This is a genomic window from Microbacterium binotii, assembly GCF_021398715.1.
Taxonomy (GTDB): Bacteria; Actinomycetota; Actinomycetes; order Actinomycetales; family Microbacteriaceae; genus Microbacterium; species Microbacterium binotii_A.
The window spans coordinates 1,722,961-1,748,164 of sequence record NZ_CP090347.1 but is presented as its reverse complement, the minus strand read 5'-3'; the positions used below and the strand labels follow the sequence as shown (position 1 = coordinate 1,748,164).

General features: G+C 68.6%; 25 protein-coding genes. 21 read left to right on the top strand and 4 right to left on the bottom strand.

The features are described 5' to 3' along the window. Positions 1-56 precede the first annotated feature (56 nt). The gene (locus LXM64_RS08780; protein ID WP_234072901.1) at positions 57-1,334 is read right to left on the bottom strand and encodes a DUF349 domain-containing protein; all 1,278 of its coding nucleotides are present in this window, start codon (positions 1,332-1,334) and stop codon (positions 57-59) included. 78 nt (positions 1,335-1,412) lie between these two features. Then, complete coding sequence (locus tag LXM64_RS08775) at positions 1,413-1,694, bottom strand: dioxygenase (RefSeq protein WP_234072900.1); 282 nt, start codon at positions 1,692-1,694, stop codon at positions 1,413-1,415. A 93-nt stretch (positions 1,695-1,787) separates the two neighbouring features. Here LXM64_RS08775 and LXM64_RS08770 point away from each other — a divergent pair, with 93 nt between their 5' ends. The 11 genes from LXM64_RS08770 (at position 1,788) to aroB (ending at position 13,269) form a co-directional block, all read left to right on the top strand. Continuing rightward, positions 1,788-3,104 carry a replication-associated recombination protein A gene (locus LXM64_RS08770; protein WP_419144831.1) on the top strand — a complete coding sequence of 439 codons (1,317 nt, stop codon included), beginning with the start codon at positions 1,788-1,790 and terminating at the stop codon, positions 3,102-3,104. A 21-nt stretch (positions 3,105-3,125) separates the two neighbouring features. Then, positions 3,126-3,974 (top strand): hypothetical protein, encoded by an 849-nt coding sequence (locus LXM64_RS08765; protein WP_234072899.1) that lies wholly within the window; start codon positions 3,126-3,128, stop codon positions 3,972-3,974. Positions 3,975-4,126: 152 nt separating this feature from the next. After that, positions 4,127-4,756, top strand: a complete 630-nt coding sequence (gene rpsD, locus LXM64_RS08760; protein WP_137416951.1) for a 30S ribosomal protein S4 — start codon at positions 4,127-4,129, stop codon at positions 4,754-4,756. 129 nt (positions 4,757-4,885) lie between these two features. Continuing rightward, a complete protein-coding gene (locus LXM64_RS08755; RefSeq protein ID WP_234072898.1) occupies positions 4,886-5,098 on the top strand; it encodes a hypothetical protein in 213 nt (70 codons plus the stop codon). Between the two features lie 63 nt (positions 5,099-5,161). Continuing rightward, positions 5,162-7,828 (top strand): alanine--tRNA ligase, encoded by a 2,667-nt coding sequence (alaS, locus tag LXM64_RS08750; protein ID WP_234072897.1) that lies wholly within the window; start codon positions 5,162-5,164, stop codon positions 7,826-7,828. Then, positions 7,825-8,298: a Holliday junction resolvase RuvX gene (gene ruvX / locus LXM64_RS08745; protein WP_234072896.1), complete on the top strand. Its 474-nt coding sequence runs from the start codon at positions 7,825-7,827 to the stop codon at positions 8,296-8,298. Before alaS ends, ruvX begins: the two co-directional genes overlap by 4 nt. After that, positions 8,298-9,611 carry an endolytic transglycosylase MltG gene (gene mltG, locus LXM64_RS08740; protein ID WP_234072895.1) on the top strand — a complete coding sequence of 438 codons (1,314 nt, stop codon included), beginning with the start codon at positions 8,298-8,300 and terminating at the stop codon, positions 9,609-9,611. The genes ruvX and mltG overlap by 1 nt, the downstream gene beginning before the upstream one ends. Next, positions 9,578-10,438, top strand: coding sequence for a shikimate dehydrogenase (locus LXM64_RS08735; RefSeq protein WP_326490521.1), 861 nt, complete (start codon positions 9,578-9,580; stop codon positions 10,436-10,438). The genes mltG and LXM64_RS08735 overlap by 34 nt, the downstream gene beginning before the upstream one ends. Before the next feature lie 4 nt (positions 10,439-10,442). Further along, positions 10,443-11,657, top strand: a complete 1,215-nt coding sequence (gene aroC / locus LXM64_RS08730) for a chorismate synthase (protein ID WP_234072894.1) — start codon at positions 10,443-10,445, stop codon at positions 11,655-11,657. Further along, positions 11,654-12,190 carry a shikimate kinase gene (locus tag LXM64_RS08725; RefSeq protein WP_234072893.1) on the top strand — a complete coding sequence of 179 codons (537 nt, stop codon included), beginning with the start codon at positions 11,654-11,656 and terminating at the stop codon, positions 12,188-12,190. Before aroC ends, LXM64_RS08725 begins: the two co-directional genes overlap by 4 nt. Then, complete coding sequence (gene aroB, locus LXM64_RS08720; protein WP_234072892.1) at positions 12,187-13,269, top strand: 3-dehydroquinate synthase; 1,083 nt, start codon at positions 12,187-12,189, stop codon at positions 13,267-13,269. Before LXM64_RS08725 ends, aroB begins: the two co-directional genes overlap by 4 nt. Here aroB and LXM64_RS08715 read toward each other — a convergent pair. Then, complete coding sequence (locus LXM64_RS08715; RefSeq protein WP_234072891.1) at positions 13,248-14,153, bottom strand: shikimate dehydrogenase; 906 nt, start codon at positions 14,151-14,153, stop codon at positions 13,248-13,250. The genes aroB and LXM64_RS08715 overlap by 22 nt on opposite strands. 65 nt (positions 14,154-14,218) lie before the next feature. Then, on the bottom strand, positions 14,219-14,869 hold the full coding sequence (locus LXM64_RS08710) for a TetR/AcrR family transcriptional regulator (RefSeq protein ID WP_234072890.1): 651 nt from the start codon (positions 14,867-14,869) through the stop codon (positions 14,219-14,221). 143 nt (positions 14,870-15,012) lie between these two features. Between LXM64_RS08710 and LXM64_RS08705 the strand changes: the two genes are divergently transcribed. From LXM64_RS08705 to LXM64_RS08660, 10 genes are all read left to right on the top strand, one after another. Next, complete coding sequence (locus LXM64_RS08705; RefSeq protein WP_234072889.1) at positions 15,013-16,362, top strand: MFS transporter; 1,350 nt, start codon at positions 15,013-15,015, stop codon at positions 16,360-16,362. Then, positions 16,359-17,177, top strand: coding sequence for an N-acyl homoserine lactonase family protein (locus LXM64_RS08700; RefSeq protein ID WP_234072888.1), 819 nt, complete (start codon positions 16,359-16,361; stop codon positions 17,175-17,177). Before LXM64_RS08705 ends, LXM64_RS08700 begins: the two co-directional genes overlap by 4 nt. Next, entirely contained in the window at positions 17,174-19,009 is a 1,836-nt protein-coding gene (locus LXM64_RS08695) for a bifunctional sugar phosphate isomerase/epimerase/4-hydroxyphenylpyruvate dioxygenase family protein (RefSeq protein WP_234072887.1), read from the top strand. The genes LXM64_RS08700 and LXM64_RS08695 overlap by 4 nt, the downstream gene beginning before the upstream one ends. Then, complete coding sequence (gene aroQ, locus LXM64_RS08690) at positions 19,006-19,464, top strand: type II 3-dehydroquinate dehydratase (RefSeq protein WP_234072886.1); 459 nt, start codon at positions 19,006-19,008, stop codon at positions 19,462-19,464. Before LXM64_RS08695 ends, aroQ begins: the two co-directional genes overlap by 4 nt. Positions 19,465-19,517: 53 nt before the next feature. Further along, positions 19,518-20,141: a TetR/AcrR family transcriptional regulator gene (locus LXM64_RS08685; protein WP_234072885.1), complete on the top strand. Its 624-nt coding sequence runs from the start codon at positions 19,518-19,520 to the stop codon at positions 20,139-20,141. Between the two features lie 33 nt (positions 20,142-20,174). Next, positions 20,175-21,029 carry a 3-hydroxyacyl-CoA dehydrogenase gene (locus tag LXM64_RS08680; RefSeq protein WP_234072884.1) on the top strand — a complete coding sequence of 285 codons (855 nt, stop codon included), beginning with the start codon at positions 20,175-20,177 and terminating at the stop codon, positions 21,027-21,029. A 134-nt stretch (positions 21,030-21,163) separates the two neighbouring features. After that, positions 21,164-21,724, top strand: coding sequence for an elongation factor P (gene efp, locus LXM64_RS08675; RefSeq protein WP_137416962.1), 561 nt, complete (start codon positions 21,164-21,166; stop codon positions 21,722-21,724). Between the two features lie 3 nt (positions 21,725-21,727). Continuing rightward, entirely contained in the window at positions 21,728-22,138 is a 411-nt protein-coding gene (gene nusB / locus LXM64_RS08670) for a transcription antitermination factor NusB (RefSeq protein WP_137416963.1), read from the top strand. Between the two features lie 55 nt (positions 22,139-22,193). Further along, positions 22,194-23,483 (top strand): alpha/beta hydrolase-fold protein, encoded by a 1,290-nt coding sequence (locus LXM64_RS08665; RefSeq protein WP_234072883.1) that lies wholly within the window; start codon positions 22,194-22,196, stop codon positions 23,481-23,483. Positions 23,484-23,562: 79 nt separating this feature from the next. After that, positions 23,563-25,122: a Rieske 2Fe-2S domain-containing protein gene (locus LXM64_RS08660; RefSeq protein ID WP_234072882.1), complete on the top strand. Its 1,560-nt coding sequence runs from the start codon at positions 23,563-23,565 to the stop codon at positions 25,120-25,122. The last annotated feature ends 82 nt before the right edge of the window (positions 25,123-25,204 follow it).

Below are 25,204 nucleotides of genomic sequence, written 5' to 3'. Positions count from 1 at the left end.
GGGGCCTGTCCGATCTGTGGACAGGCCCCGCGCGTCGCGGTCAGGAGGAGGGAAGGTCAGCCGCCGATGGCGCGCAGCCACGCCTTGCGCGCCTCGAGCGACTCGCGTGCCGTCTTCGCGGCCTTCGTGTCCTTGCGGGCCTCCGCGTCGGCCAGTTCGCTCTCGAGCTTCTCGATGGCGTCCGTCAGTTGACGGGTCATGTCGTTGGCACGAGCCGTCGTCTCCGGCTCGTTGCGCTTCCACTCGGCGTCCTCACGGCCGCGCACATGCTGCTCGATCTTGCGCAGTTCGTCGTCGAGTGCCCGCTCGCGATCGCGCGGGAAGATCCGGCCGATTTCGTCCCACTGGCGCTGGATCTCGGTGAGACGCTGACGGGCCGTCGACAGGTTCTTCTCGTCGACGATGGGCTTCGCCGTCTCGAGCAGCGCCTGCTTGGCGACGATCCGCTCCTTGGACTCCTCGGCCTCGGCGGCCTCGCGGCCCTGGCGCGCGCCGTAGAGCGCGTCGCCCGCGGCCTTGAAACGGGCCCAGAGCGCATCGTCGACGCGCTTGCCGGCGCGTCCCGCGGCTTTCCAGTCGTCGAGGAGGTCGCGGTACGCGGGGATACCGTCCTCCCCGCGCGGTGCGAGAGCCTCGGCGCGCTCCACCAGGCGCGTCTTGCGGTCCTTGGCGGCCTTGTGCACCTCGTCGAGCTCCGCATAGAACGCGCGGCGATGGCGCTCGAGCGCACTGCGCGCGTCGCGGAAGCGCGTCCACAGCTGCTGCGACGCGGACTTCGGCAGACGCGGGCCGTTCTGCTGCTGGCTCTGCCACTGGTCGAAGAGTTCGGTCAGCTCCGCGGTGACCTGCTTCCACTGCAGCGACTTCGGGTCGCGTTGAGCGAGGGCCTCCGCCCGCTCGACGAGGACTGTGCGCTGGGCGAGCGCTTCGTCGACAGCGGCCTTCGCAGCCTCCGCCTCATGCGCGCTCGCTTCGGCCAGCGAGGCGACGAGTGCGTCGAGCCGAGCGCGCAGTGCCTCGAGGTCGCCGACGGCGGCGGCGTCAGTGACCTTCTCGCGCAGCGCGTTCGCCGTGTGACGCAGGTCGGATGCCGACGCGCCTCCGCGACGATGACGGACCTCCAGGAGCGTCACCTCGCTCGCGAGATCGGTGTACTTGCGAACGAAGTACGCCAGCGCCTCATCCGGAGTGCCGTCGGGGTACTGCCCGACGACGCGCCAGTTCTCGCCCTCGCGCACGGCGACGGTGCCATCGGCATCCACCCGACCCCAGGGCTCTTCAACGGCCCCGGTGGTGTCGGGCTGGTCAGGGGTGTGGTCTGTCGCGGCAGTCACGGGGCACCTCGAGCGTCTCGCGTCGGCGGGGGAAATCGGATTCAGCCTAGTACGCCGGTCGGTCCGGCGCCGTGCAGGTCAGGACGTGGGCTCCGGAGTCGGCAGCGGTGTCGAGGTGGGCGCGGGGTCGGAGGGCGCCGGGCTCGGTGTCTCGACGACGGGGGAGCTCACGCCGGGTCCGACCGTGTAGTACGCGATCTGACCGCCGAGGACAGCGAGGACGAGCACGCCGCCACCGAGCCCCGCGAGGATGTTGTCGCGGCGGCGCCGCGTGATCTGTGCGTCGTGGTGGGCGCGGCGCGCCTGATACAGACGAGCGCGCTCGCGCTCGGCACGCTGCTGCTTGTTTCCCGCTGCCACGGTTCCTCCTCGCCTGCCGGACCAGCCGATCCTATGCGGCGCCGGCGGCCGCCATCAAAGCCGGGCGTCGTCGGCCGCCGTTAGCCTGGGGGAGTGACCTCCTCCGGTGCCCTCTTCCAGGGTCAGACGCCTCTTGCCGTGCGCATGCGTCCGGCGTCGCTGGCCGAGGTCGCAGGGCAGGGACACCTCTTGAAGCCCGGTTCGCCGCTCGTCGCGCTGGCCGACCCCGAGCGGCAGACGTCCGGAGCGGTGTCCGTGATCCTGTGGGGGCCGCCCGGCACCGGGAAGACCACGCTCGCGCAAGCGATCGCGCGTTCTTCCGGGCGTCGTTTCGTCGAGCTGTCGGCCATTACCGCCGGTGTGAAGGACGTTCGTGAGGTGATGCAGGAAGCGCTCAATCAGCGCGATCTGTACGGGCAGTCCACCATCCTCTTCCTGGACGAGATCCATCGCTTCACCAAGGCCCAGCAGGACGCGCTGTTGCCCGGGGTCGAGAACGGATGGGTCGTGCTGATCGCCGCGACCACCGAGAACCCCTCGTTCTCGGTGATCTCTCCGCTTCTGTCCCGCTCACTGCTGCTCACACTGAAGCCGCTCGGTGACGACGATCTCGGAGAGCTCGTGGATCGGGCCGTGAGCGATCCACGAGGACTCGCCGGGCGGATCGCGCTCGACGACGAGGCGAGGGAGGCGCTCGTCCGCCTGGCCTCCGGAGACGCCCGGCGCGCGCTGACGGCGCTGGAGGCGGCGGCGGCCATGACCGACGGCGACGGGGAACCGCGGATCACGGCGGCCCTCATCGCGCAGGCGGTCGATCGGGCGCTGCTGCGCTACGACCGCCAAGGTGACGAGCACTACGACGTCATCAGCGCGTTCATCAAGTCGATCCGCGGGTCGGATGCGGACGCCGCGATCCACTACCTGGCGCGCATGATCGAGGCGGGGGAGGACCCCCGGTTCATCGCACGACGTCTGGTCATCTCCGCGGCGGAGGACATCGGGCTCGCCGATCCGCAGGCCCTGCCGATCGCCGTCGCCGCTGCGGACGCGGTGGCGTTCATCGGTATGCCCGAAGGGCGTATCCCTCTCGCCGAGGCGACGGTGTATCTCGCGACCACCGCGAAGTCGAACGCTGCGTACAACGCCATCAACGCCGCGATCGCGGATGTGAAGGCGGGCGGCTTCGGCCGGGTCCCGGCACACCTGCGCGACGCGCACTATCCGGGCGCCAAGCGTCTGGGGCACGGCAAAGGCTATGTCTACCCGCACGACCTCGACGTGGGCGTCGCGACGCAGCAGTACCTCCCCGACGAACTGAGAGGGCGACGGTACTACCAACCCACTCAGCGCGGTCTCGAGCGCGACATCGCGGCGCGTGTCGAGAAGATCCGCCGGATCCTCGAGGGATGAGCGCCCGGTGGCGGTGGCTTCGTGACGGCTCGGCACGGCGGTGATGCCGAGGCGGCCGCATCCGTCGCCGATCGAAACCTCGAGTACGGGCTGCTCGTGTTCTACGGGATGCGCGAACTCGCTGACGGACTCTCCGACGACGCCGCTGCGCTGAGCAGGCGGATGGAGCGCGAGGCCAAGCGGTCTGCGCGCCGCCGATTCGGCGCGGCGACGTCGTTCGGCGCACCGCTGGCGGGTCTGCAGTTCCTGCTGGTGCTCGTGGGTGCGACCGTCCTGATCAGCGTCAACATGCTCAGCGTGCAGTTCGACCGCGAGCACCGACTGGAGAGGCTGCAGACCGATGCTGCCTCGCTCACCGTCGCCGGCGTCGTGGTGCTCGAGCTGGTGGCGATGCTGGCGGCGGTGGGGCAGAGGGTGGTCGACCGTTCCGTGTCCACCGTGGCCGCGCGTGCCGCCCTGTTGTATGCCCTGGGCGCCGGCGCCGTGATCGTCGCGTACGCGAACGGGCTCACCGCACCCGCCACGGTCGTCGCCGTCGTCGTCGTGGCCGTGTTGTCTGCGGGTGTCGCGGTGTGGTTCGCCGCCCATCGACGCCGCAGGCCGGCTGCCGCTGCGGAGGTCGATGCGGCGTGGTCATGGGCAGTGGCGCAGCAGCTGCCGTCCTTCGAGCACGAACGAGCACTCCTTCGCGAACGGGTCGCGCGTGCCTTCGCCGCGCGGACCGACACCGGCTCGATCATCGCCGACCGTAACAGCATCCACACCCCTGCCATCGCGGACGCGCTGCCGGGCGAGGCCATCATCGCGTTGCAGAGTTCGCTGTGGCTGACGACGGGGCGGCACGCCCGTGAGAGCCGTAAGACGGTCTGATAGGATGAATCGGCTCGAAACCGAGTTTTCGGGCATCCCCCTCCTTCTGCTCCACCGTCCGACGCGCCCCGGCGTGCGCGTCATCGGGAGAAGTCGGGTGATACGCCCGTGAGCCGCGAAAGGCGCGGCCACGTCATCGGAAGGACACCTTCGTGACCACGAAGTCCCAGGACCGCCGCAAGGTCCGCCTGTCGCGCGCGCTCGGCGTCGCGCTGACCCCCAAGGCCGCCCGCTACCTCGAGAAGCGTCCCTACGCTCCCGGCGAGCACGGCCGCACCAAGCGCAAGGCCGACAGCGACTACGCCGTCCGCCTGCGTGAGAAGCAGCGTCTGCGTGAGCAGTACGGCATCCGCGAGAAGCAGCTGCGTATCGCGTTCAACGAAGCCCGTCGCACCGACGGCCTGACGGGTGAGAACCTCGTCGAGCTGCTCGAGATGCGTCTCGACGCCCTCGTGCTGCGTTCCGGTTTCGCCCGCACCACGGCGCAGGCGCGTCAGTTCGTCGTGCACCGCCACATCATGGTCGACGGCCAGATCGTGGACCGCCCGTCGTTCCGCGTCAAGCCCGGTCAGCTGATCCACGTCAAGACCCGCAGCGAGGGCACCGAGCCGTTCCAGGTCGCAGCCGCCGGCGGTCACGCCGAGGTCCTGCCGAACGTCCCCGGTTACCTCGAGGTCGAGCTCGACAAGCTCCAGGCTCGCCTGGTGCGTCGTCCGAAGCGCGCCGAGGTCCCCGTGACCTGTGACGTGCAGCTGGTCGTCGAGTACTACGCCGCGCGCTGAGTCGTTCGCGCACGAAGGGCGTCGGGGTCATCCCGGCGCCCTTCGTCGTCGACCCGTCGCCGGCATCCGTTCTCGCCTACGATGGAGGATGCTCGCGACAGACGCGGACACGATGAGGAAGAGGTCACGGTGAGAAGTCTTCTCTGGTTCGCGGTCGGAACGACGGCCGGGTTCGTGCTCGCGCACCTCGTCAACAAGGATCCGCGCGGACACGAGATGCTCGCTGAGATCGACGCCCGCATCACAGAGTTCACCGACCGCATCCAAGACGCCTACCACGAGCAGCAGGCCCGGTTCGAGACCGGGCCCGATGCCGAAGGCTCCGCTGCCGCCGATCGCTGACCACCCGCGAACTCCGAACGGCCGCTACGGCGGCCTTCCTGTCCTGCCCGAGGAAGACACCGCATGAAGACCGCCGAGATCGCCCAGCGTTACCTCGACTTTTTCGAGAAGAACGATCACACCATCGTTCCCTCCGCCTCTCTGGTCAGCGATGACCCGACTCTCCTGTTCACCGTCGCCGGGATGGTGCCGTTCGTCCCGTTCCTCAATGGGACGGTGCCGCCCCCGTTCCCGCGGGCCGCCGACGTGCAGAAGTGCATCCGGACCAACGACATCGAGGAGGTCGGTCACACCGCCCGCCACGGCACGTTCTTCCAGATGCTCGGGAACTGGTCTTTCGGCGACTACTTCAAAGAAGGCGCCATCACCTACGCCTGGGACCTTCTGACGCGCTCCGAGGCCGATGGTGGTCTCGGTTTCCAGGAGAAGGACCTGTGGGTCACGGTCTACGAGACCGACGACGAGGCCGCCGATCTCTGGCGACGCATCGCTGGACTGCCGGAACACCGCATCCAGCGACTCGGGCGCGAGGACAACTACTGGTCGACGGGTCAGCCCGGCCCGGCCGGCCCCTGTTCCGAGATCTACTTCGACCGTGGGCCGGCCTACGGCCGCGACGGCGGCCCCGCCGTCGACGATTCGCGGTTCACGGAGATCTGGAACCTCGTGTTCATGCAGTACGCGATCACCAACGTGCGCTCGAAGATCGACTTCGACATCGTCGGTGAGCTGCCGAACAAGAACATCGACACCGGCATGGGGCTCGAGCGCGTCGCCTTCATCAAGCAGGGCGTCGACAACATGTACGAGACGGATCAGGTGCGCCCCGTCCTCGATCGCGCGGTCGAGCTCTCCGGCCGGCCGTACGGCAAAGAGCATGAGGACGATGTGCGCTACCGCGTCATCGCCGACCATGTCCGTTCGTCTCTCATGCTGCTCTCCGACGGTGTGACGCCGTCCAACGAGGGCCGCGGCTACATCCTGCGCCGCCTCATGCGCCGCTCCATCCGCGCGATGCGATTGCTCGGAGTCGACGGCGCCACCTTCCCGGAGCTCTTCTCGGCGTCTCGTGATGCGATGGCAGCGTCGTACCCCGTCGTGGCCGAGGACTGGGGACGCATCTCGCAGTATGCCTTCGCGGAGGAGGAGACCTTCCTTCGCACGCTGGCCTCAGGATCGTCGATCCTCGACCTCTCGATCGCCGAGACGAAGAAGACGGGCGGCGCCTCGATCTCCGGTGACCAGGCGTTCCTCCTGCACGATACCTACGGCTTCCCCATCGATCTGACGCTCGAAGTCGCCGAGGAGGCCGGGCTCAGCGTCGACCGCGACGCATTCGACACCCTGATGCAGGAGCAGCGCACCCGGGCGAAGGCGGACGCCAAGAGCCGTCGTCGCCAGCTCGCCGATCACAGCGTGTACCGCGACTTCCGCGCTCAGGGTGAGACCGTCTTCACCGGGTACACGGACCTCGCGACCGAATCGCGCGTGCTGGGCATCCTGCACGAAGGGGTCTCGGTCGACCGCGCGCGGCAGGGCCAGGTCGTCGAGGTGATCCTGCCCGCCACCGCGCTGTACGCGGAATCCGGCGGACAGGTCGCCGACAAGGGCACCATCGTCGGGTCGGGCTTCGAGCTGGACGTGCTGGACGTGCAGAAGCCCGTGCCGGGACTCATCAGCCACACCGTCGAGGTGCTCACGGGCGAGGTCGGTGTCGGCGATGCGGCGACGACGGTGGTGGATGCAGCCAACCGCCGCGCCGCGCGTCAGGCGCACTCCGCGACCCACCTCGTGCACGCGGCTCTGCGAGACACCCTGGGAAGCTCCGCGACCCAGGCGGGCTCTTTGAACCGTGCCGGGTACATGCGCTTCGACTTCAACTGGAGCCAGGCGCTCTCGCCCGCGACGCGGAGCGAGATCGAGGAGATCGCCAACAACGCCGTGCGCGACAACCTCGAGGTGACCACCCGTGTGCTGCCCCTCGACGAGGCAAAGGAACTGGGCGCGATGGCGCTGTTCGGCGAGAAGTACGGGACGACTGTGCGCATGGTCGACATCGGCGGCCCGTGGTCGCGCGAGCTGTGTGCCGGAACGCATGTCGCCTCCAGCGCGGAGGTGGGACTCATCAACCTCGTGGGGGAGTCCTCGGTGGGCGCGACCGCGCGCCGGGTCGAGGCCCTCGTCGGACTGGACGCGTTCCGCGATCTCGCGGCAGAGCGTGCGATCGTGTCTCAGCTGACGTCGGACCTGAAGGTCCCCCGCGAGCAGATTCCCGCACGGATCGCCGATCTTGCGGCAAGCCTGAAGGCGGCCGAGAAGAAGATCGCGGCCTTCGAAGCGCAGGCTCTCGCCCAGCGCGCCCCCGAGCTTGCGACGCAGGTGCGCCGAGTCGGGCAGGTCGGCGCCGTCGTCGCCTCGATCGGCGCCGTGGGATCGGCCGACGATCTGCGCACGGTGGCACTGGCGGTTCGCGACCGGCTCGGCGAGGACGCGAGCGTCGTCGCTCTCGGCGCGACAGCAGGAGGACGTCCGATCGTCATCGTCGCAACGAACGAGGCGGCACGGCGGACGGGCGTCAAGGCAGGGGTTCTCGCCAAGGGCGCCGCAGGGGTCCTCGGCGGCGGCGGCGGCGGACGCGATGACGTCGCACAGGGCGGCGGTTCGGATGCGGCGGCGCTGACCGACGCGCTCGAGGGCATCGTCCGATCGCTGGAGACCACGTCGGCGTGAGCGACTTCCGCAGGGGCGTCCGGCTCGGCATCGACGTGGGCAAGGCGAGGGTCGGCGTCGCCCGGTGCGATCCCGATGGGATGCTGGCGACGCCGGTGGAGACGGTCGCGCGCGCGGAGGACTCACCGCAACGCGTCCTCGCCATCGCCCGCGAAGAGAACGCGACCGCGCTCTACGTCGGGCTGCCGATCAGTCTGAGCGGCAATGAGACGGCTTCGACGCAGGATGCCCGCGAGTTCGCGCGCGCCCTCGCCGTCGCCGGTCCTCTCCCCGTGCGGCTGGTGGACGAGCGGTTGAGCACGGTGTCGGCGCATGCGGCGCTGCGGAGTTCAGGGCGTTCCCAGCGCTCTTCGCGTGGAATAGTGGACCAGGTCGCCGCCGTGATCCTGTTGCAGAACGCCCTCGATGTCGAGAAGCAGACGGGTCGGGCGCCCGGCACTCCCGTCGACCCGGACCAGGAGACCGACTGATGTCCGACACTCCCTCCTCCCGCCGCGAGGCGCGCGAGGCCGCCCAGCGCGCGAGCGCGCCGCAGCCCGAATCGGCGCCCGCACCGACCCCCGCGGTGTCCGAGCCGATCCTCCGCACGCCCGCGGACCCAGCGCCGGCCACCCCCGCCCGTCCCTCGCTGGACGACCTGTTCACGGGTGAGGCGACGACCGATGTGCTGGGCGCTCCGCCGCCTCCGCCCAACAAGCGTCGCCGTCGCAAAGGCGGGTGGATCGCTCTGGCGATCGTGGTCGTGCTCCTCGGTGGCGTCGCCGCCGGAGGTCTCTGGGTGTGGAACACCTACGAGGACAAGATCCGCGCGGTGCTCGGGTGGGAGGAGCCGACCGAGTTCGAGGCCGGACAGGCGCACGGCGAGACGACGATCACCGTCGTCAGCGGCGACGCCGGTCCCCAGGTCTCCCAGAAGATGTTCGACGCCGGTGTGACGCGCACCGCGACCTCGCTGTACAGCTACATGATCGACAACAACATCGCTTTCACGTTCCAACCGGGAACGTACAAGCTCCAGCAGGAGATGACCTCGGCGGCCGCGCTGGAGGCGCTCGGCGATCCCGCCAACCGGCTCGAGGGACGCGTCGTGCTCCCCGAAGGGCTGACGGTGGATGTGTCGCTGCAGCGGATCGCCGACGGCGCGAGCGTCTCGCTCGACGATCTGACCGCCGCCGTGGCGGACCCCTCGGCCTACGGCGTCTCGGCCTCGAGCCTCGAGGGGTGGCTCTTCCCCGCGACGTACACGATCGAGCCCGGCACCAGCGCGACGTCCATCATCCAGATGATGGTCGACCGGACGGTGCAGTCGCTGGATGCGGCCGGGGTCCCCGCGGATCAGCGGGAGCGCATCCTCACGATCGCGTCGATCATCCAGCGCGAGGCGCGGTACGAGGCCGACATGCAGAAGGTGTCGCGCGTCATCCTCAACCGACTCGATCCGTCCAATCAGGAGACTTTCGGCCTGCTGCAGATGGACTCCACCGCCCAGTACGGCTACGGCGAGCTCCATGCCGGCTCGGTGAGCACCTCCGAACAGGCGCAGCACGACGACAACCCGTGGAACACGTATGTTCATCCGGGATTGCCGGTCGGCCCCATCTCGAACCCGGGGGATGTGGCGATCGATGCGGCGATGCACCCCGCCGACGGCCCATGGCTCTACTTCGTCACGGTGAACCTGGACACCGGGGAGACGGTGTTCACGACGACCTATGCGGAGCACCAGAAGTACGTGAAGCAGTTCCAGCAGTGGTGCAGCGAGCACCCGGATTCGGGATGCTGACCGGCACGCGCCTCGCCGTGTGGGGCGATCCGATCGCCCACAGCCGTTCGCCGCTCCTGCATGCGGCCGCCTACGACGCGCTCGGTGCGGCGTGGACGTATGACCGGCGACGCGTCGACGAGGCGGGCTTCGAGGCGGAGCTCTCAGCGCTCGATGCATCGTGGCGAGGACTCTCGCTGACCATGCCCCTCAAGTCGGCGGGCTTCCGTGCGGCGGTGGAGCTCGATGCGAGGGCGGGCGCCACCGGCGCCGTCAACACGCTGCTGCTCGATTCGCGTGGTCCGCGCGGATACAACACGGATGTCGGCGGCATCGTGGCCGCGCTGCGCGAGCTGGGCGTGGGAGAGGTGTCGTCGGCACGAATCCTGGGAGCCGGGGCCACTGCCACATCGGCCTTGGTCGCGCTGTCGGAAATGGGCGTCGGTTCCGTCGAGATCCTGGCTCGGCGTCCGGAGGCGGCGAAGCACCTCGTGGCCCGGGGCGCCGCGCTGGGGATCCGCAGCACTGCTCGAGATCTGGACGCCCGTCATCACGCCGTCGACCTCACCGTGGCGACCCTTCCCGGAGACGCTGCGCTGCCTCCCGAGGTCGTGTCCTCGCTGGCGGATGCGGGTGGCGCCCTCATGGATGTCGTCTACGGCACGTGGCCGACATCCCTGTCGCGGGCGTGGACCGAACGCGGCCTCAGCGCGGTGTCGGGGCTGCCGATGCTGCTCCACCAGGCGCTCCGACAGGTGCGCGTCTTCGTGGGCGGCGAGCAGGACCAGCCGCTCGATGACGAAGCACGGGTGCTGGCCGCAATGCGCCGGGCGCTCGTGGGAGAATAGACGAATGCTCCGCGTGCTCACGGCCGGCGAATCGCACGGCCCCGAACTCGTCGCCATCATGGAAGGCCTGCCTGCCGGCGTGCCCGTCGCCCGTGACGCGATCCAAGCCGACCTCGCCCGACGCAAGCTGGGCTACGGCCGCGGCTCGCGGATGAAGTTCGAGGAGGACGAACTCTCGATCTCCTCGGGCGTGGTGCACGGATACTCGATCGGCAGCCCGATCGCGCTGCGCGTGGGCAACACGGAGTGGCCGAAGTGGGTCGAGGTCATGAGCCCCGAGCCGGTGGAGCTCACGGAGCGCTCGCGCGGCCGTGGCGCCGCCCTCACGCGTCCTCGTCCCGGTCACGCTGACCTCGTCGGCATGCAGAAGTACGGGTTCGACGAGGCGCGTCCCATCCTCGAGCGCGCAAGCGCCCGCGAGACCGCCGCGCGCGTCGCCCTGGGGGCGATCGCGCGTTCCTTCCTCGGCGAGCTCGGGATCCGCCTGGTGAGCCACACGCTCTCCATCGGCCCGGTGCGCGTGCCCGAGGGGGCGGCGCTTCCGACGCCGGACGACGTCGACACACTGGATGCGGATCCGCTGCGCTGTTTCGATGCGACGACGTCCGCGGCGATGGTGGCCGAGGTCGACGCCGCGAAGAAGGACGGCGACACCCTGGGCGGCATCGTCGAGGTGCTCGCCTACGGCATGCCGCCGGGGCTGGGATCGCACGTCCAGTGGGACCGCCGTCTCGACGCCAAGCTCGCGCAGGCGCTCATGAGCATCCAGGCCATCAAGGGCGTGGAGGTCGGCGACGGCTTCGAGACCACCCGTCGGCGCGGCTCCGCGGCGCACGACGAGCTGTTCGCGACCGATGGCGGAATCACGCGCGGCACCGACCGCGCCGGCGGCACCGAGGGCGGCATGTCCACCGGGACCGTGCTGCGGGTGCGAGCGGGCATGAAGCCGATCGCGACCGTTCCGCACGCGCTGCGGACCATCGACGTCGCCACGGGCGGGACCGCCTCCGCGCATCACCAGCGCTCGGACGTCTGCGCCGTCCCGGCCGCCGGCGTCGTGGCCGAGGCCATGGTCGCCATCGTCCTCGCCGATGTCGTGCTCGAGAAGTTCGGCGGTGACAACATCGACGAGACCCGCCGTAACCTGCAGTCGTACCTCGCGGCGATCCCTGACACCCTGCGCACGGCGGACGCCAGCGATCCCGACCTCGATCGATGACAGCGCCCGCCGCCTCGGCGATCGTGCTCGTCGGACCCATGGGTGCAGGAAAGACCAGCATCGGTAAGCGGGTGGCCAAGATTCTGGAACTCGGTTTCGTCGATACCGACGCGATCGTCGTCCGCTCGCACGGTCCGATCGCCGACATCTTCATCACGCATGGCGAAGCGCACTTCCGCGAGCTCGAACGAGAGGCTGTCACGCAGTCCTTGGCTCAAGGCGGCGTCGTCTCGCTCGGCGGCGGTTCCGTCCTCGACCCCGACACGCGGTCAGACCTGCGAGCCCACCGCGTCGCCCTCCTGACGGTCTCGCCGGCGATCGTGGCCGGCCGGATCGGGGGTGGCCACCGTCCGCTCCTCGCCGCCGAGGGCGAGGATCCCGTCGCGCGCTGGCGCCGCATCCTGGATGAGCGGATGCCGCTGTACACCGACGTCGCCGACGTGACGTTCGACACCTCGCACGGACCGCTCTCCGACGTCGTCGACCAGATCGTGGCGTGGGCGCGGACGGCCGCACCGAAGGGACACTCATGACCGAGACGACCGAGATCACCGTCGCCGGTGACAACGGGTACACGATCCATCTCGGGCGCGACATCCTGGATCGGGTGGGGGAGGCCCTCGCGGCGTCGGTCCGCAAGGTTCTCGTCGTCCACCCGCCGACACTGGCTGCGGCCGCAGCCTCCCTGCGCGAACGCCTCATGGCCGACGGGGGGCGTGAGGTGCTCCTGGCAGAGATCCCCGATGCCGAGCAGGGCAAGCGCGTCGAGGTGGCCGCGTTCTGCTGGCAGGTCATGGGCCAAGCGGACTTCACGCGGACGGATGCGGTCGTCGGGTTCGGCGGGGGAGCCGTGACAGATCTGGCCGGCTTCGTCGCCGCTACCTGGCTGCGCGGCATCCAGGTGGTGCAGGTGCCGACGACCGTCCTCGGCATGGTCGACGCGGCGGTCGGCGGCAAAACGGGCATCAACACCGCGGAAGGCAAGAACCTCGTCGGCGCCTTCTGGGCGCCACAGGCGGTCGTCTGCGATCTCTCGATGTTGGACGGATTGTCGCAGAACGAGGCCACGGCGGGCTTCGCCGAGGTCGTCAAGGCGGGCTTCATCTGGGCACCCGAGATCCTCGACCGCATCGAAGCGGAACCGCAGGCCATTGTGGATCCGTCGTCCGCATCCTTCCGACGCTGTCTCGAGCTCGCAATCGACATGAAAGCGCGCGTCGTGGGCGAGGACTTCCGTGAGGCGGGCCTGCGGGAGATCCTCAATTACGGTCACACGCTCGGTCATGCGATCGAGCACGCCGAGCGCTACCGGTGGCGTCACGGCGCCGCGATCTCCATCGGCATGGTGTACGCCGCCGAGCTCTCGCGCCTCGCCGGTCGACTCTCGGACGGGGCTGCGGCCCGCCATCGGGAGATCCTCGAGTCGCTCGGGCTCCCGACGACCTATCGCGCCGGCGCCTGGCCGCAGCTGCTGGCCACCATGCAGCGCGACAAGAAGTCGCGCGGCGGGATGCTGCGGTTCATCGTGCTCGACGACATCGCCCGTCCGACGGTGTTGCAGGCACCCGACGAATCGCTGCTGTTCGCGGCCTACCAGGAAGTCGCGGGCTGAGGCGGGCGACTCGGCGCCTCGCCGGTCGCCTCGATCAATCGGGTGAAGTCCCTGCGCATACGAGCGGGGTCCGGGCGGATGCCGGTGATCAGTTCGAAGGCGTCGGCGGCCTGGTGGACGGCCATGCCGCCGCCCGGGACCGTACGGCAGCCACGCTCCCGCGCGACACGGAGCAGTTGGGTCTCCAGCGGCCGATAGACGATGTCAGCGACCCAGAGGTCCGGACGCAGAACGTCGGCCGCCACCGGGAGGCCCGGATGCTCTCGCATCCCGGTGGGTGTGCAGTGCGCGAGGCCGTCGGCTTCGGCGAGCACGTCGGCGATCCCGTCTGCGCTGCGCGCGCGCACCGGAGTGCTGTGTCGCCGGGCCAGTTCGCCGGCGAGGCGCTCGGCGCGGGAATGATCGACGTCGATGACGTCGAGGCGTCGGGCCCCGAGCCGCAGGAGCGCATCGGCGACCGCAGAACCGGCGCCGCCGGCGCCGAGCAGCGCGACCGCGCCCGGCTCTTCGTCTCCCATCTCGTCGCGGAATGCGGACTCGAATCCCGAGGTGTCCGTGTTGTGCCCGATGCGACGCCCGTCACGAAGGAGCACCGTGTTGACGGCTCCCAACCCCGCGGCCTGCGGCGAAAGCTCGTCGAGGTGGGGGATGACGGCCTGTTTGCAGGGGTGCGTCACGTTCAACGCGTCGTAACCGAGCCGCTCTGCCCAGGTGAGGATCTCGCCGATCTCGTCGGGCTGGAGGCCCAGGTCACCGAGATCGATCCGACGGTAGACGTAGGAGAGCGCGTGACGCGCGGCCTCCGTCATGTGCAGACTCGGTGTGAGCGACGGACCGATGCCCGAGCCGATCAGCCCGACGAGAAATGCTCGCGGCGTTGACATCCATGTCCTCGCATCCAATGTACGAACTGGTACGTACGGAAGTGAAGCAGGATGAGCGGTTCATGTCAACCGCGTGGCAGCCGTTCCGGGCGGTCGGTGAGCCAACCGACGACGATGTCCCCCAAAGTGGCGCGCATGCGCGCCCTCTGTCGTGGATCCTCGAAATCGAGGTCGAAGAGGTATCCGAACGTGTGGCGGTTCGCGATCTGGAAGACGCAGTAGGAACTGATCATGAGGTGTACCTGCAGGGCATCTACGTCGTCGCGAAAGACCCCGGACGTGCGTCCGCGCTCGAGAACGCGCTCGAGAACGCCGACCGCCGGCTGGGAGAGCTCCCGAAGCGCGGGCAACTGCGTGATGTGCTCTCCCCGGTGGATGTTCTCGACGGCCACGAGGCGGATGAAGTCCTGGTGACCCACGTGATGATCGAACGTCAGCTCGGCGAGTCGGCGTATCGCATGCAGCGGGTCCTCTTCGTCGACGTCGAGCGTCTGCTCGGCGTCTCGGATGCCGCGGTACGCCTCCTCGAGAACCGCGCGGTAGAGCCCCTCCTTGCCGCCGAAGTAGTAGTAGATCATCCGCTTCGTCGTGCGGGTGCGTTCGGCGATGACGTCGACTCGAGCGCCCGAGAAGCCCTCGGCTGCGAACACCTCCGTCGCCACGGCCAACAACTCCATGCGCGTGCGCTCGGCATCGCGGGTGGGCTTTGTGGTCACGACGTCAGCGTAGTCCAGGCATTCGCTCGCCTTCCCGGACCGTCGCGGGCGGGATTGACAGGGAGGAGTGAAACGTGCACCATGCCAGTGGACTAACTAGTACGTTCGCAAATGTCCTCAAAGTGGAGAACAAGGAGCAGTCGATGACGACCCACCCGAACGCGCCCGCCCGTGCGGCAGGCAATCCCCGAAAGGCGGCAACGGCTGCCTGGATCGGCAGTGCTCTCGAGTACTACGACTTCTTCATCTACGGCACCGCCGCAGCCCTGGTGTTCGGAAAGGTGTTCTTCGGCGGTTCCGATCCGATCCTCGCGACGGTGCTGGCGATCGGCACGTTCGGAGTGGGGTATCTCGCGCGACCGTTGGGTGCCCTGGTGCTCGGGCACATGGGTGACCGGTTCGGTCGAAAGCGCGTCCTCGTGCTCACCGTCCTGCTCATGGGGGTCGCCACCTTCGTCGTGGGATGTCTCCCGACGTACGAGCAGATCGGGGCTGCCGCGCCGGTCTTCCTCGTGATCCTGCGTCTGCTGCAGGGGTTCTCCGCGGGCGGCGAGCAGTCGGGCGCGAACTCGATGACTCTCGAGCATGCGCCGGATGACCGACGGGCATACTTCACGAGCTTCACCATGAGCGGAACGCAGGCGGGGCAGATCCTCGCCACCGGTGTGTTCATCCCCGTCGCCCTGCTGCCGACCGATCAACTTCTCACGTGGGGCTGGCGACTGCCCTTCTGGCTCAGCGCGGTCGTCGTGATTGCGGCGCTCATCATCCGACGCACCCTGGAGGAGACGCCGGCGTTCCTGGCCGAACGAGCGGAGGGCGCCGTCGCGCAGGCTCCACTGGGTGTGCTCCTGCGCCGGCACTGGCGCCCCCTGCTGCGGGTGATCTGCGCGGCCGTCATCGCCTCGGTCAGCACCATCTTCACGGTCTACGCCCTCTCGTACGCGACCAACGACGTCGGGCTCGACCGTGCCGCGATGCTCTGGGTGGGTGTCCTGGCGAACGTCGTCGCGCTCGTCACGATCCCTCTGTGGGGTCGCCTCGCCGACCGGATCGGACGCAAGCCCGTGTTCCTGTTCGGATCGATCGGCTGCGGGGTGTTGATCTTCGGCTATCTCGGAGCGATCGCGGCCGGTTCCTATCTCTGGATCTTCGTCGTCGGCATCCTGATGTTCGGCGTGATCCACAGCGCCACAGCGGGCGTGTGGCCCGCCTACTACGCCGAGTGGTTCCCCACGAAGGTCCGCCTTTCCGGAATCGCTCTGGGCACGCAGATCGGCTTCGCCATCGCGGGCTTCGCCCCGACCATCGCGACGGCCGTGGCGGGTCAGTCAGAACAGGCGTGGCTCATCGTCGCTGCGATCACGGCCGGTTTCGTGGTCATCAATGTCATCGCGATCGCCACCGCGAAGGAGACATATCGCACCCCGCTGTCGGAACTCGGAGATGCGGATGCGGCCGACGCTCGTCGCGAGGCGGTGCACGCGGGATGAGTGCGGTGCTGCGCCCGAGCGCGTCCGAGGACGAATACGTGGTCTACGCCGTGCGCTACGCGTCGCGCGACGGCGTCCGGGCGCAGCACTTCCATCACTGGACGCCGCGATACGACGAGGAACACGCGACGGCATATTACGTGTGGGTCCTGCGTTCGGCGACCCGCACGCTCCTCGTCGATGCCGGAATCAGTCCCGCACGTGCAGCGGCCGCCGACGGGATCGACTACGTGGGATCTCCCGCGGAGCTGATGCGCGACCTGGGCGTCGCAGCGTCCGAGGTCGAGGCGGTGGTGCTCACGCATCTTCACTACGACCACGTGGGGACGGCGGGAGACTTCGAGGCCGCGTCACTACATCTGCAGCGCGCCGAGCTCGAGTACTGGGAGAGTGACACGGCCCGGCGCAACCACCGGGAGAGCTGGCTCTCGGATCCCGAAGACCGTGTGCGCCTCCGTGCCGGCGCGTCGAGCGGGCGGGTCGTGCTCGAGGACGGCGACCGCGAGATCGCCCCGGGCGTGAGCGTGCATCTGGTGGGCGGACATACCCCCGGCATGCAGGTGGTCCGCGTGGTGACGCCCGCCGGTGTGGTGGTCATCGCGTCCGACGCGAGCCACTACTACGAGAACATCGAGGAGGATCGACCCTTCGCGATCCTCCACGATGTGCCCGGGATGTACGCGGCCTTCGACCGCATCGCCGAGCTCGCAGGGGAGGTGCCGGTCGTGCTTCCAGGGCACGACCCCGCCGTGCTCACGCGCCATCCCCGTCTCGGCGGCACGGCGATCGATGTGGCCGTGGTGGGGGAGCGATGAGAACATCCATAGCCACCGTGTGCCTCAGCGGGACGCTGGTCGACAAGCTTCGGGCGGCGGCCGCGGCCGGATTCGACGGCGTGGAGATCTTCGAGCCCGATCTGATCGCCGCAGCGGAGTCGCCCGAGGAGATCCGTGCGCTGGCGGAGCGGCTCGGACTGACGTTGGATCTCTACCAGCCCATGCGCGACGTCGAAGGCGTCGCGGAGGACCTCTTCGTCGACGTGCTCCGCCGGGCGGAGGCCAAGTTCTCGGTCATGGCTCGACTGGGGATCCGCACGGTGCTGTGTTGCAGCAACGTCGCCACGGCGACGATCGACGATGACGAGGTGAGTGCCTCCCAACTGCGTCGCCTGGGTGAGGCGGCTGCGCGCCACGGCGTTCGGATCGCGTTCGAGGCGCTCGCCTGGGGGCGCTACATCGATGACTACCGCCGGGCCTGGCGGGTGGTCGAGCTCGCCGCGCACCCGAGTGTCGGCGTCTGTCTCGACTCGTTCCACATCCTCTCGCGGGGACATGAGACGCAGGCGATCGAGACCATACCGGGCGATCGGATCTTCTTCCTCCAGCTCGCGGACGCGCCGTCGCTGTCGATGGACGTCCTCTCGTGGAGCCGCCATCATCGGCTCTTCCCCGGCGAGGGCAGCTTCGACCTGGTCGACTTCGTGCGCCGCGTCCTGCGGGCCGGGTACCGGGGTCCGCTGTCTCTGGAGGTGTTCAACGACACGTTCCGTCAGACGCCGGTCGATGTCACCGCACGGCATGCGCGGCGCTCACTGCGGTATCTGGAAGATGCGCTCGCGCGTGCCGGCGCGGACGTCCCGGATCGACTCGTCTGCGCGCTGCCGCATCCCGGCACCGTCCACGGCGTCGACTTCATCGAGATCAAGGCGGAGGACACCTCGCAGGTGGAGGCGCTGCTCGATCGGGCAGGTTTCGTCTCGCGGGGTCGCCATCGCACGAAGCCCGTCACGCTGTGGACGGCGGGCGATGCCCGCGTGGTCCTGAACGAACAGCACGCGCGCGGTCAGGCGCCGCACGTGAGCGCCATGGGACTGCTGGTTGATGACCCGGCGGCGCTCTCGTTACGGGCGACCGAGCTGCGCGTCGTGCGCCCGTATCGCCGCACTTACGCGTCCGAGCAGCACCTGGATGCGGCCGTGGCGCCGGACGGGACGGAGATCTACTGGGCCGAGGTCACGGCGGGCGAGCCGGCGTGGGTGGGTGAGTTCGAGCACGGCAGAGTCGGCACGGCCGGCGAGATCGAGTCGGTGGATCATCTCAGCCTCACGGTCGACTGGCAGGTGGTGGAGGATGCGGTCCTGTTCCACCGCGCCCTCGTGGGAATGCGGGTGACCGCGGCGACGGATGTGCCGGGACCGGAAGGGCTCGTGCGCAGCCGCGTGCTCAGCACGCGGCATCGGACGGTCCGGCTGCCACTGAACGTCGCGCCGCCCGCGAGCGTCGAGCGCGGCACGGCCGCGACGCCGGGACAGCATGTCGCCTTCGCGTGCCGGGACGCCGCCGCGCTGGCCGCGCAGATGCGCGAGGCGGGCGTGGAGCTCCTTGCCATGCCCCGCAACTACTACGACGATCTCGCTGCTCGATTCGACCTGAGCGAGGATCGCGTGGCCGAACTTCGTCGCCTGCGCCTCGCCTACGACCGAGACGCGGACGGTGAGTACGTGCACTTCTACACGAGGACGATCGGGCAGATGTTCTTCGAGTTCGTGCAGCGCATCGACGAGTACGACGGTTACGGAGCCGGGAGTGCTCCGGTACGCCTGGCGGCCCAAAGTGCGCCGGCACCTGCTGATAGCGTGCTCCAATGACTTCGCCACGTCGTCTCCTGCTCGTCAACGGCCCGAACCTCAATCTGCTCGGCACGCGTGAGCCCGACATCTACGGGACGGCGACCCTCGCGGATGTCGAGCGAGTCGCGTCGGAGGCCGCTGCTGCGCACGGTTTCGAGATGCGTGCCGTGCAGAGCAACCACGAGGGCATCCTGCTCGACGCTATCCATGAAGCGCGCGAGGACTGTGCAGGGATCGTGATCAATCCGGGCGGTCTCACCCACACCTCGGTCGTGCTACGCGATGCTCTGAGCGGTGTCTCGCTCCCCGTCGCGGAGGTCCACATCTCGGATGTCACGGCGCGAGAGGAGTTCCGGCACCACTCGTACGTCCGGGACGTCGCGATCGTGCATGTCGTCGGCGAGGGCGTACAGGGTTACGCGACGGCGGTGGATCGCCTCGTCCGTGTGATCACCGGACAGTCGGATGGCTGAGTGATTTCTCCTCCGAAGGGAATGAGTCGACTCAGTTTTGAGTTCACTCATTTGTGGCCGATGACACAGGACGCCGGGAGCGCGGAAAGCAGCTGAAGCGGGAGCGCATCTTTGCTGCTGCGCGTGAGTTGTTCGACGAGTTCGGTTACGCGGGGGTGACCACTCAGCAGGTGGCCGATCGCGCGGACGTCGCGGTGGGGACGGTGTTCCGTTACGCCGCGACGAAGGCCGAGTTGCTGCTCATGGTGCGCAACGAGGATGTGCGCGATGCCGTTCGCCGTGGACTCGACGAAGCCGGGGCGGTGGCCGACGCGACCGAGGCGGTCCAGACCGCGCTGATTCCGCTGTTCGACACGGCGGCGCAGCGCGCTGCGGATGCGGCCGTCTACCAGCGCGAGCTCATGTTCGGCGATGCGGACGATCCGTATCGCGCGGACGGCTTGGCGGTGGTCGCGGAGCTGGAGGACGGCATCGCCCGAATTCTCACCGGTGGAAGGCAGAGCGCGGCAGCCCGCAGTGCGGCCCGCGCGATCTTCGCCTGCGCGCACATCGTGCTCGTCCGCCCCAGCGGGGGAGAACGCTTCGACACCACCGACCTGCCCAGGCAGATCGCACAGATCGTTGCCGGCTACCGTGCCGGCGCGGCTGATACCGCGGCCCACCCGACCGCGAACTGAGCGACGGGGGATCCCCGTCAGGAAGAAGAGATCATGACCGACATCACGACCGTCGCCGTTCTCGGAACAGGTGTTCTGGGATCGCAGATCGCCTTTCAGAGCGCCTACAGCGGATTCGCCGTCGTGGCGTACGACATCAACGACGAGGCGCTGGTCGCCGCGCGCGAGAGATTCGCGCGCCTCGCTGCCACCTACCGCGCCGAGGTGCCCGGTGCTACGGAGGGCACGCGCGTCGAAGATGCTCTGGAACGCCTGACGCTCACCACCAGCCTTGGCGACGCGGCGAAGGTCGACCTCGTCATCGAGGCCGTGCCCGAGGTCCTCGAGCTCAAGCGCGAGGTGTACTCGCAGCTCGCCGCACTCGCGAACGAGAACACGATCTTCGCGACCAACTCATCGACACTCCTGCCGTCCGACATCGTCGAGTTCACCGGGCGGCCCGACCGCTTCCTCGCGCTCCATTTCGCGAACCGCGTGTGGAAGTTCAACACCGGCGAGGTGATGGGAACGGAGCGCACCGCCCCGGAGGTGTTCGACGCGGTGATGACCTTCGCCGAGGCGATCGGCATGGTGCCGATCGCTATCCGCAAAGAGAAGGCGGGGTACGTGCTCAACTCGCTCCTCGTCCCGCTGCTCAACGCCGGTATGGGGCTCGCAGCGGGCGGATACGCATCCGTCGCCGACATCGACAAGACGTGGCGCATCGCCACCGGCGCTCCGATGGGCCCGCTTCAGATGCTCGACGTCATCGGTCTGAACACGCCGTACAACATCCTCACGCACTCGAGTACCGGCGATCAGGCGCTGGCTACCTGGCTGAAGGAGAACTACATCGACCAGGGCAAGCTGGGTGTCGCCACCGGAGAGGGCTTCTACCGGTACGCCTGATGCTGCCAGCCGACCCCGCCGCCGCGCCATCGTGTGCCCGGCGGGGCCGGCGACGATCCCGTAGGATAGGGCGCTGGGCCATCGGCTGATACGACGCGCCCGCAGATCTCACGACGAACGGAACCTCCACCCCCATGGCATCTACCGCAGACATCAAGAACGGCGTCGTCCTCAGCATCGACGGACAGCTGTGGAACGTCGTGGAGTTCCAGCACGTCAAGCCCGGCAAGGGCGGCGCGTTCGTGCGTACGAAGTTGAAGAGCGTCATGACCGGCAAGGTCGTCGACAAGACGTTCAACGCCGGCGCGAAGGTCGACATCCAGAACGTCGACCGCCGCGACTTCACCTACCTCTACAACGACGGTGAGGGCTTCGTCTTCATGGACGTCGCCGACTACGACCAGATCACGGTGGGGGCGGCGACGGTCGGCGACGCGGCCAACTACCTGCTCGAGAACCAGCAGGTGCAGATCGCGCTGCACGACGGCAACCCGCTCTACATCGAGCTGCCCGCCTCCGTCGTCCTCGAGATCACCTACACCGAGCCCGGTCTGCAGGGCGACCGCTCGTCGGCGGGAACGAAGCCTGCGACGGTCGAGACGGGTCACGAGATCCAGGTGCCGCTGTTCGTCGAGACGGGCACGAAGGTCAAGGTCGACACGCGCACGGGCGACTACCTCGGCCGCGTCAGCTGACGGGTGAGCGCTCGTAGCAAGGCGCGCAAGCGCGCCCTCGACATCCTTTTCCAGGCAGACGTCCGCGGCGAGGACCCCGCGGCCATCCTCGCCGCTGAAGCCTCCCGCGCAGCGGGGGAGCCCGACCGCCAAACGTCCTGGCTGTATGCCCGCGACATCGTCGACGGTGTCATCGACCACCGTGACGAGATCGACGAGCAGATCATCACGCACGCCCGCGATTGGAAGATCGAACGGATGCCGGCTGTCGATCGGGCCGTCCTGCGCATCGGTGTCTGGGAAGCCGTCTTCAACGACGAGGTCCCCGTCGCGGTGGCCATCGATGAGGCCGTGGAGCTGGCGAAGGAGTACTCGACCGATGAGGCCGGCGCCTTCGTCCACGGCGTGCTCGCGCGTATCGCCCGCTCTGCCTGACGCGCGGGCCACGGGCGAACGCTGAGAATCGACCCGAGCGCGGAGGGGGCTGGGCATGACGGCACTGCTGGAGATCAGGATCGTCAGCCCCGTTTTGATCGGGGTGTTCTGCGCAGCGAGCCTCGTGGCGCTCGGCTACCTCCTGTGGCGCCCCGGACGCAGACGGTGGTTGCTTCACGCGGCTGTCGCGTTCGGTCTCGGAGCGGTGCTGGCCCTCGTGGTCTCGGTCTTCGCCGATGCGACGGGGATGTTCGGTATCACACTGCCGTGGCAGGTGAAGGCGTGGGCCTCTGCGGGTCTCGGGGCGACCGCCGTCGCGGTCGCCAACCTGTGGGGCTCTCGTTGGCGGCGGCGCGTGATCGCTCTGATCGCCGCGGTGCTGTTCCTCCTCACGACGACCCTCGGAGTCAATGCCCATTTCGGGCTCAACGCCACTCTGGCCAACTTCCTGCATATCCAGATCGACAAGCCGATCGTCATCCCCACGGCGTCGCCGGGGACGTGGGATCCGGACGTGCCCCTCTCCCAGAGCTGGCAGCCCCCCTCGGATATGCCGGCGTCAGGGAAGCAGGGGACCGTATCGATCCCGGCGACGAAGTCGGGGTTCGCTGCGCGGCAGGCGGGACTGTACATTCCTCCCGCCGGTCTCACCGCCAATCCTCCGCTTCTGCCGCTGGTCATCCTGATGATGGGGCAGCCGGGGGATCCCGATCCCCAGTACATCGCCGCGACGCTCGACGCGGCGGCTGCGAAGAACAAGGGGCTCGCGCCCTACGTGCTCGTGGTGGACCAGCTCGGCGATCCCACGCGCGACCCCGCGTGTGCGGACTCGCCGATGTACGGGAACGTCGAGACCTATGTCACGCAGGACGTCGTCGACTTCGCCCGGACGCTGCCCGTGATCCCGCGGGCGCAGGACTGGATCATCGCGGGTTACTCCAACGGCGGGGGGTGCGCCTTCACGTACGCGGCCAAGCATCCGGACATCTGGGGCAACCTCCTCTCCATCAGCGGCGAGATCGTGCCGGGCTCCGAACACCCCGACGAGACGATCGCCGACGTCTACGGGGGCTCTGCGGCGGCCTACAAGGCGGCGCAACCGATGAGCATCCTCGCCTCCGGCACGGTGGCCTACCCGAACGAATGGGCGCTGTTCACCGCGGGGGAGAACGACCCGGAGTACGTCGCTCAGGCCCAGACCGGAGCAACCGCGGCCGCGGCGGCCGGGTGGGATGCCCAGAGCTACATCGTCCCTGGTGCCGGCCACGTGGTCGACGCTCTGGAAGGCGGGTTGGCGGAGGGCTTCGCTCGGCTGTACCCGCGACTGGGGCTCGCGCCCTCGTGATCGACGAGCGGTGAGTCGGCGGTGCGCACGGGACACACAGCGGGCGCTGCCTAGACTCGAGTGCGGAAAGGACTCATCTATGCGCATCACGGGTCTCGGCCACGCGGGCATGTTCATCGAGACGGCGGGCGGCAGCATCCTCTGCGATCCCGTCATCGGCCCCTCGTTCTTCGGATCGTGGTTCCCGTTCCCCGACAACCGCGGGCTCGACTGGGAGCGTTTCGGTCAGGCGGACTTCCTCTACATCTCACACCGTCACCGCGATCACTTCGACCCCCGGCTGCTGCAGCGGTATGTGCGCTCGGACATCCCCGTTCTCCTGCCCGATTACCCGACGGATGATCTGGAGCAGGATCTGCGCTCTCTCGGCTACGAGAACATCGTCTACACGCAGTCCGGCGTTCCGCTGCAGTACGGGGAGCTGTCCGTGATGGTCACTCCGCTGCGTGCGCCCAGCGACGGCCCCATCGGCGACTCGTCCCTCTCCGTCGACGACGGCACGGCCTCGGTCCTGAACCAGAACGACTCGCACCCGCTCGACCTCGACAAGCTGATGTCGTTCGGCAAGCCCGACGCGTACTTCACACAGGTCTCCGGCGCCATCTGGTGGCCGATGGTCTACGACCTGCCGCAGGACGCGAAGCAGAACTTCGCGCAGCTCAAGCGCGACGCGCAGAACAAGCGCGCGATGTACTACATCGAGAAGGTCGACGCCGAGCACGTGTTCCCGATGGCCGGCCCTCCGATGTTCCTGCGCGAGGAGCTGTTCCGCTACAACGGCCTCGGCCTCGAGAACGACTCGATCTTCACCGACCAGAGCGAGTTCCTGGCGCACATGTCGGAGATCCGCCCGGACCAGAAGGGATACCTGTTCGTGCCCGGCACGCAGGTCGATCTCAACCACGGGGCGGTGGAGATCACCCAGACGCTGTACACCGAGGCCGAGATCGAGCGGATGTTCGCCGACAAGTGGGCCTACCTCGCTGAACAGCGTGACAGTCGTCAGCAGGAGATCCGCGACGAGGAGGCGACCCGCGCCGAGGTCCTGCCGCCCGCCGAGATGCTGGCAGCCATCAAGGAGTGGTGGGAACCGTTGCTGCGCCGAGCGCGCACCATCCGCAACGGCGTCGGCGGCAACGTCCGGTTCCGCATCGGCGACCTGGACATGGTCGTGGACTTCCCGAAGGCGAAGGTCCGCGAGTACGCGGGGGAGGAGTGCATCTACTGGTACACGATCCCGGCCGACCTCGTGTCCACGAACATCGCCGACCACGAGATCGACTGGTCGAACTCCATCTTCCTGTCGATGCAGTTCGAGGTCGGGCGAAGCGGCAAGTTCAACGAGTTCCTCACCACGTTCCTGAAGTGCCTGTCGCGCGACCGCATCGAGTACGTCGAGAACTGGTACGCCGAGCAGTCCGATCAGACCGAGGACGCCCAGGTGGGTGACTGGGTCGTGCAGCGCCGATGCCCTCACCTGCGGGCGGACCTGACGAAGACCGGCAAGATCGAGGACGGCGTGCTGACGTGCAGCCTCCACGACTGGAAGTGGGACCTCGCGAGCGGGCGCTGCCTGACGACGCAGGGGCACCCCATCCGCGCGTCGCACGCTGCCGCCGGGGTCACCTCCGGCGTCTGAGCCGGAGCGCGTTGCGCCTCGCCTCGCTCGTCCGCCGGAGCTGATTGCACGGCGGTCGAGCGAGGCTGTCGTGGTGCGGCGG

Coding starts and splice junctions, on each gene's coding strand:
- LXM64_RS08705 (WP_234072889.1), top strand. CDS start 15,013: ATGACGACCCACCCGAACGCGCCCGCCCGTGCGGCAGGCAATCCCCGA.
- aroB (WP_234072892.1), top strand. CDS start 12,187: ATGACCGAGACGACCGAGATCACCGTCGCCGGTGACAACGGGTACACG.
- LXM64_RS08715 (WP_234072891.1), bottom strand. CDS start 14,153: ATGTCAACGCCGCGAGCATTTCTCGTCGGGCTGATCGGCTCGGGCATC.
- LXM64_RS08665 (WP_234072883.1), top strand. CDS start 22,194: ATGACGGCACTGCTGGAGATCAGGATCGTCAGCCCCGTTTTGATCGGG.
- aroC (WP_234072894.1), top strand. CDS start 10,443: ATGCTCCGCGTGCTCACGGCCGGCGAATCGCACGGCCCCGAACTCGTC.
- LXM64_RS08695 (WP_234072887.1), top strand. CDS start 17,174: ATGAGAACATCCATAGCCACCGTGTGCCTCAGCGGGACGCTGGTCGAC.
- alaS (WP_234072897.1), top strand. CDS start 5,162: ATGAAGACCGCCGAGATCGCCCAGCGTTACCTCGACTTTTTCGAGAAG.
- mltG (WP_234072895.1), top strand. CDS start 8,298: ATGTCCGACACTCCCTCCTCCCGCCGCGAGGCGCGCGAGGCCGCCCAG.
- LXM64_RS08725 (WP_234072893.1), top strand. CDS start 11,654: ATGACAGCGCCCGCCGCCTCGGCGATCGTGCTCGTCGGACCCATGGGT.
- LXM64_RS08700 (WP_234072888.1), top strand. CDS start 16,359: ATGAGTGCGGTGCTGCGCCCGAGCGCGTCCGAGGACGAATACGTGGTC.
- aroQ (WP_234072886.1), top strand. CDS start 19,006: ATGACTTCGCCACGTCGTCTCCTGCTCGTCAACGGCCCGAACCTCAAT.
- LXM64_RS08680 (WP_234072884.1), top strand. CDS start 20,175: ATGACCGACATCACGACCGTCGCCGTTCTCGGAACAGGTGTTCTGGGA.
- efp (WP_137416962.1), top strand. CDS start 21,164: ATGGCATCTACCGCAGACATCAAGAACGGCGTCGTCCTCAGCATCGAC.
- LXM64_RS08660 (WP_234072882.1), top strand. CDS start 23,563: ATGCGCATCACGGGTCTCGGCCACGCGGGCATGTTCATCGAGACGGCG.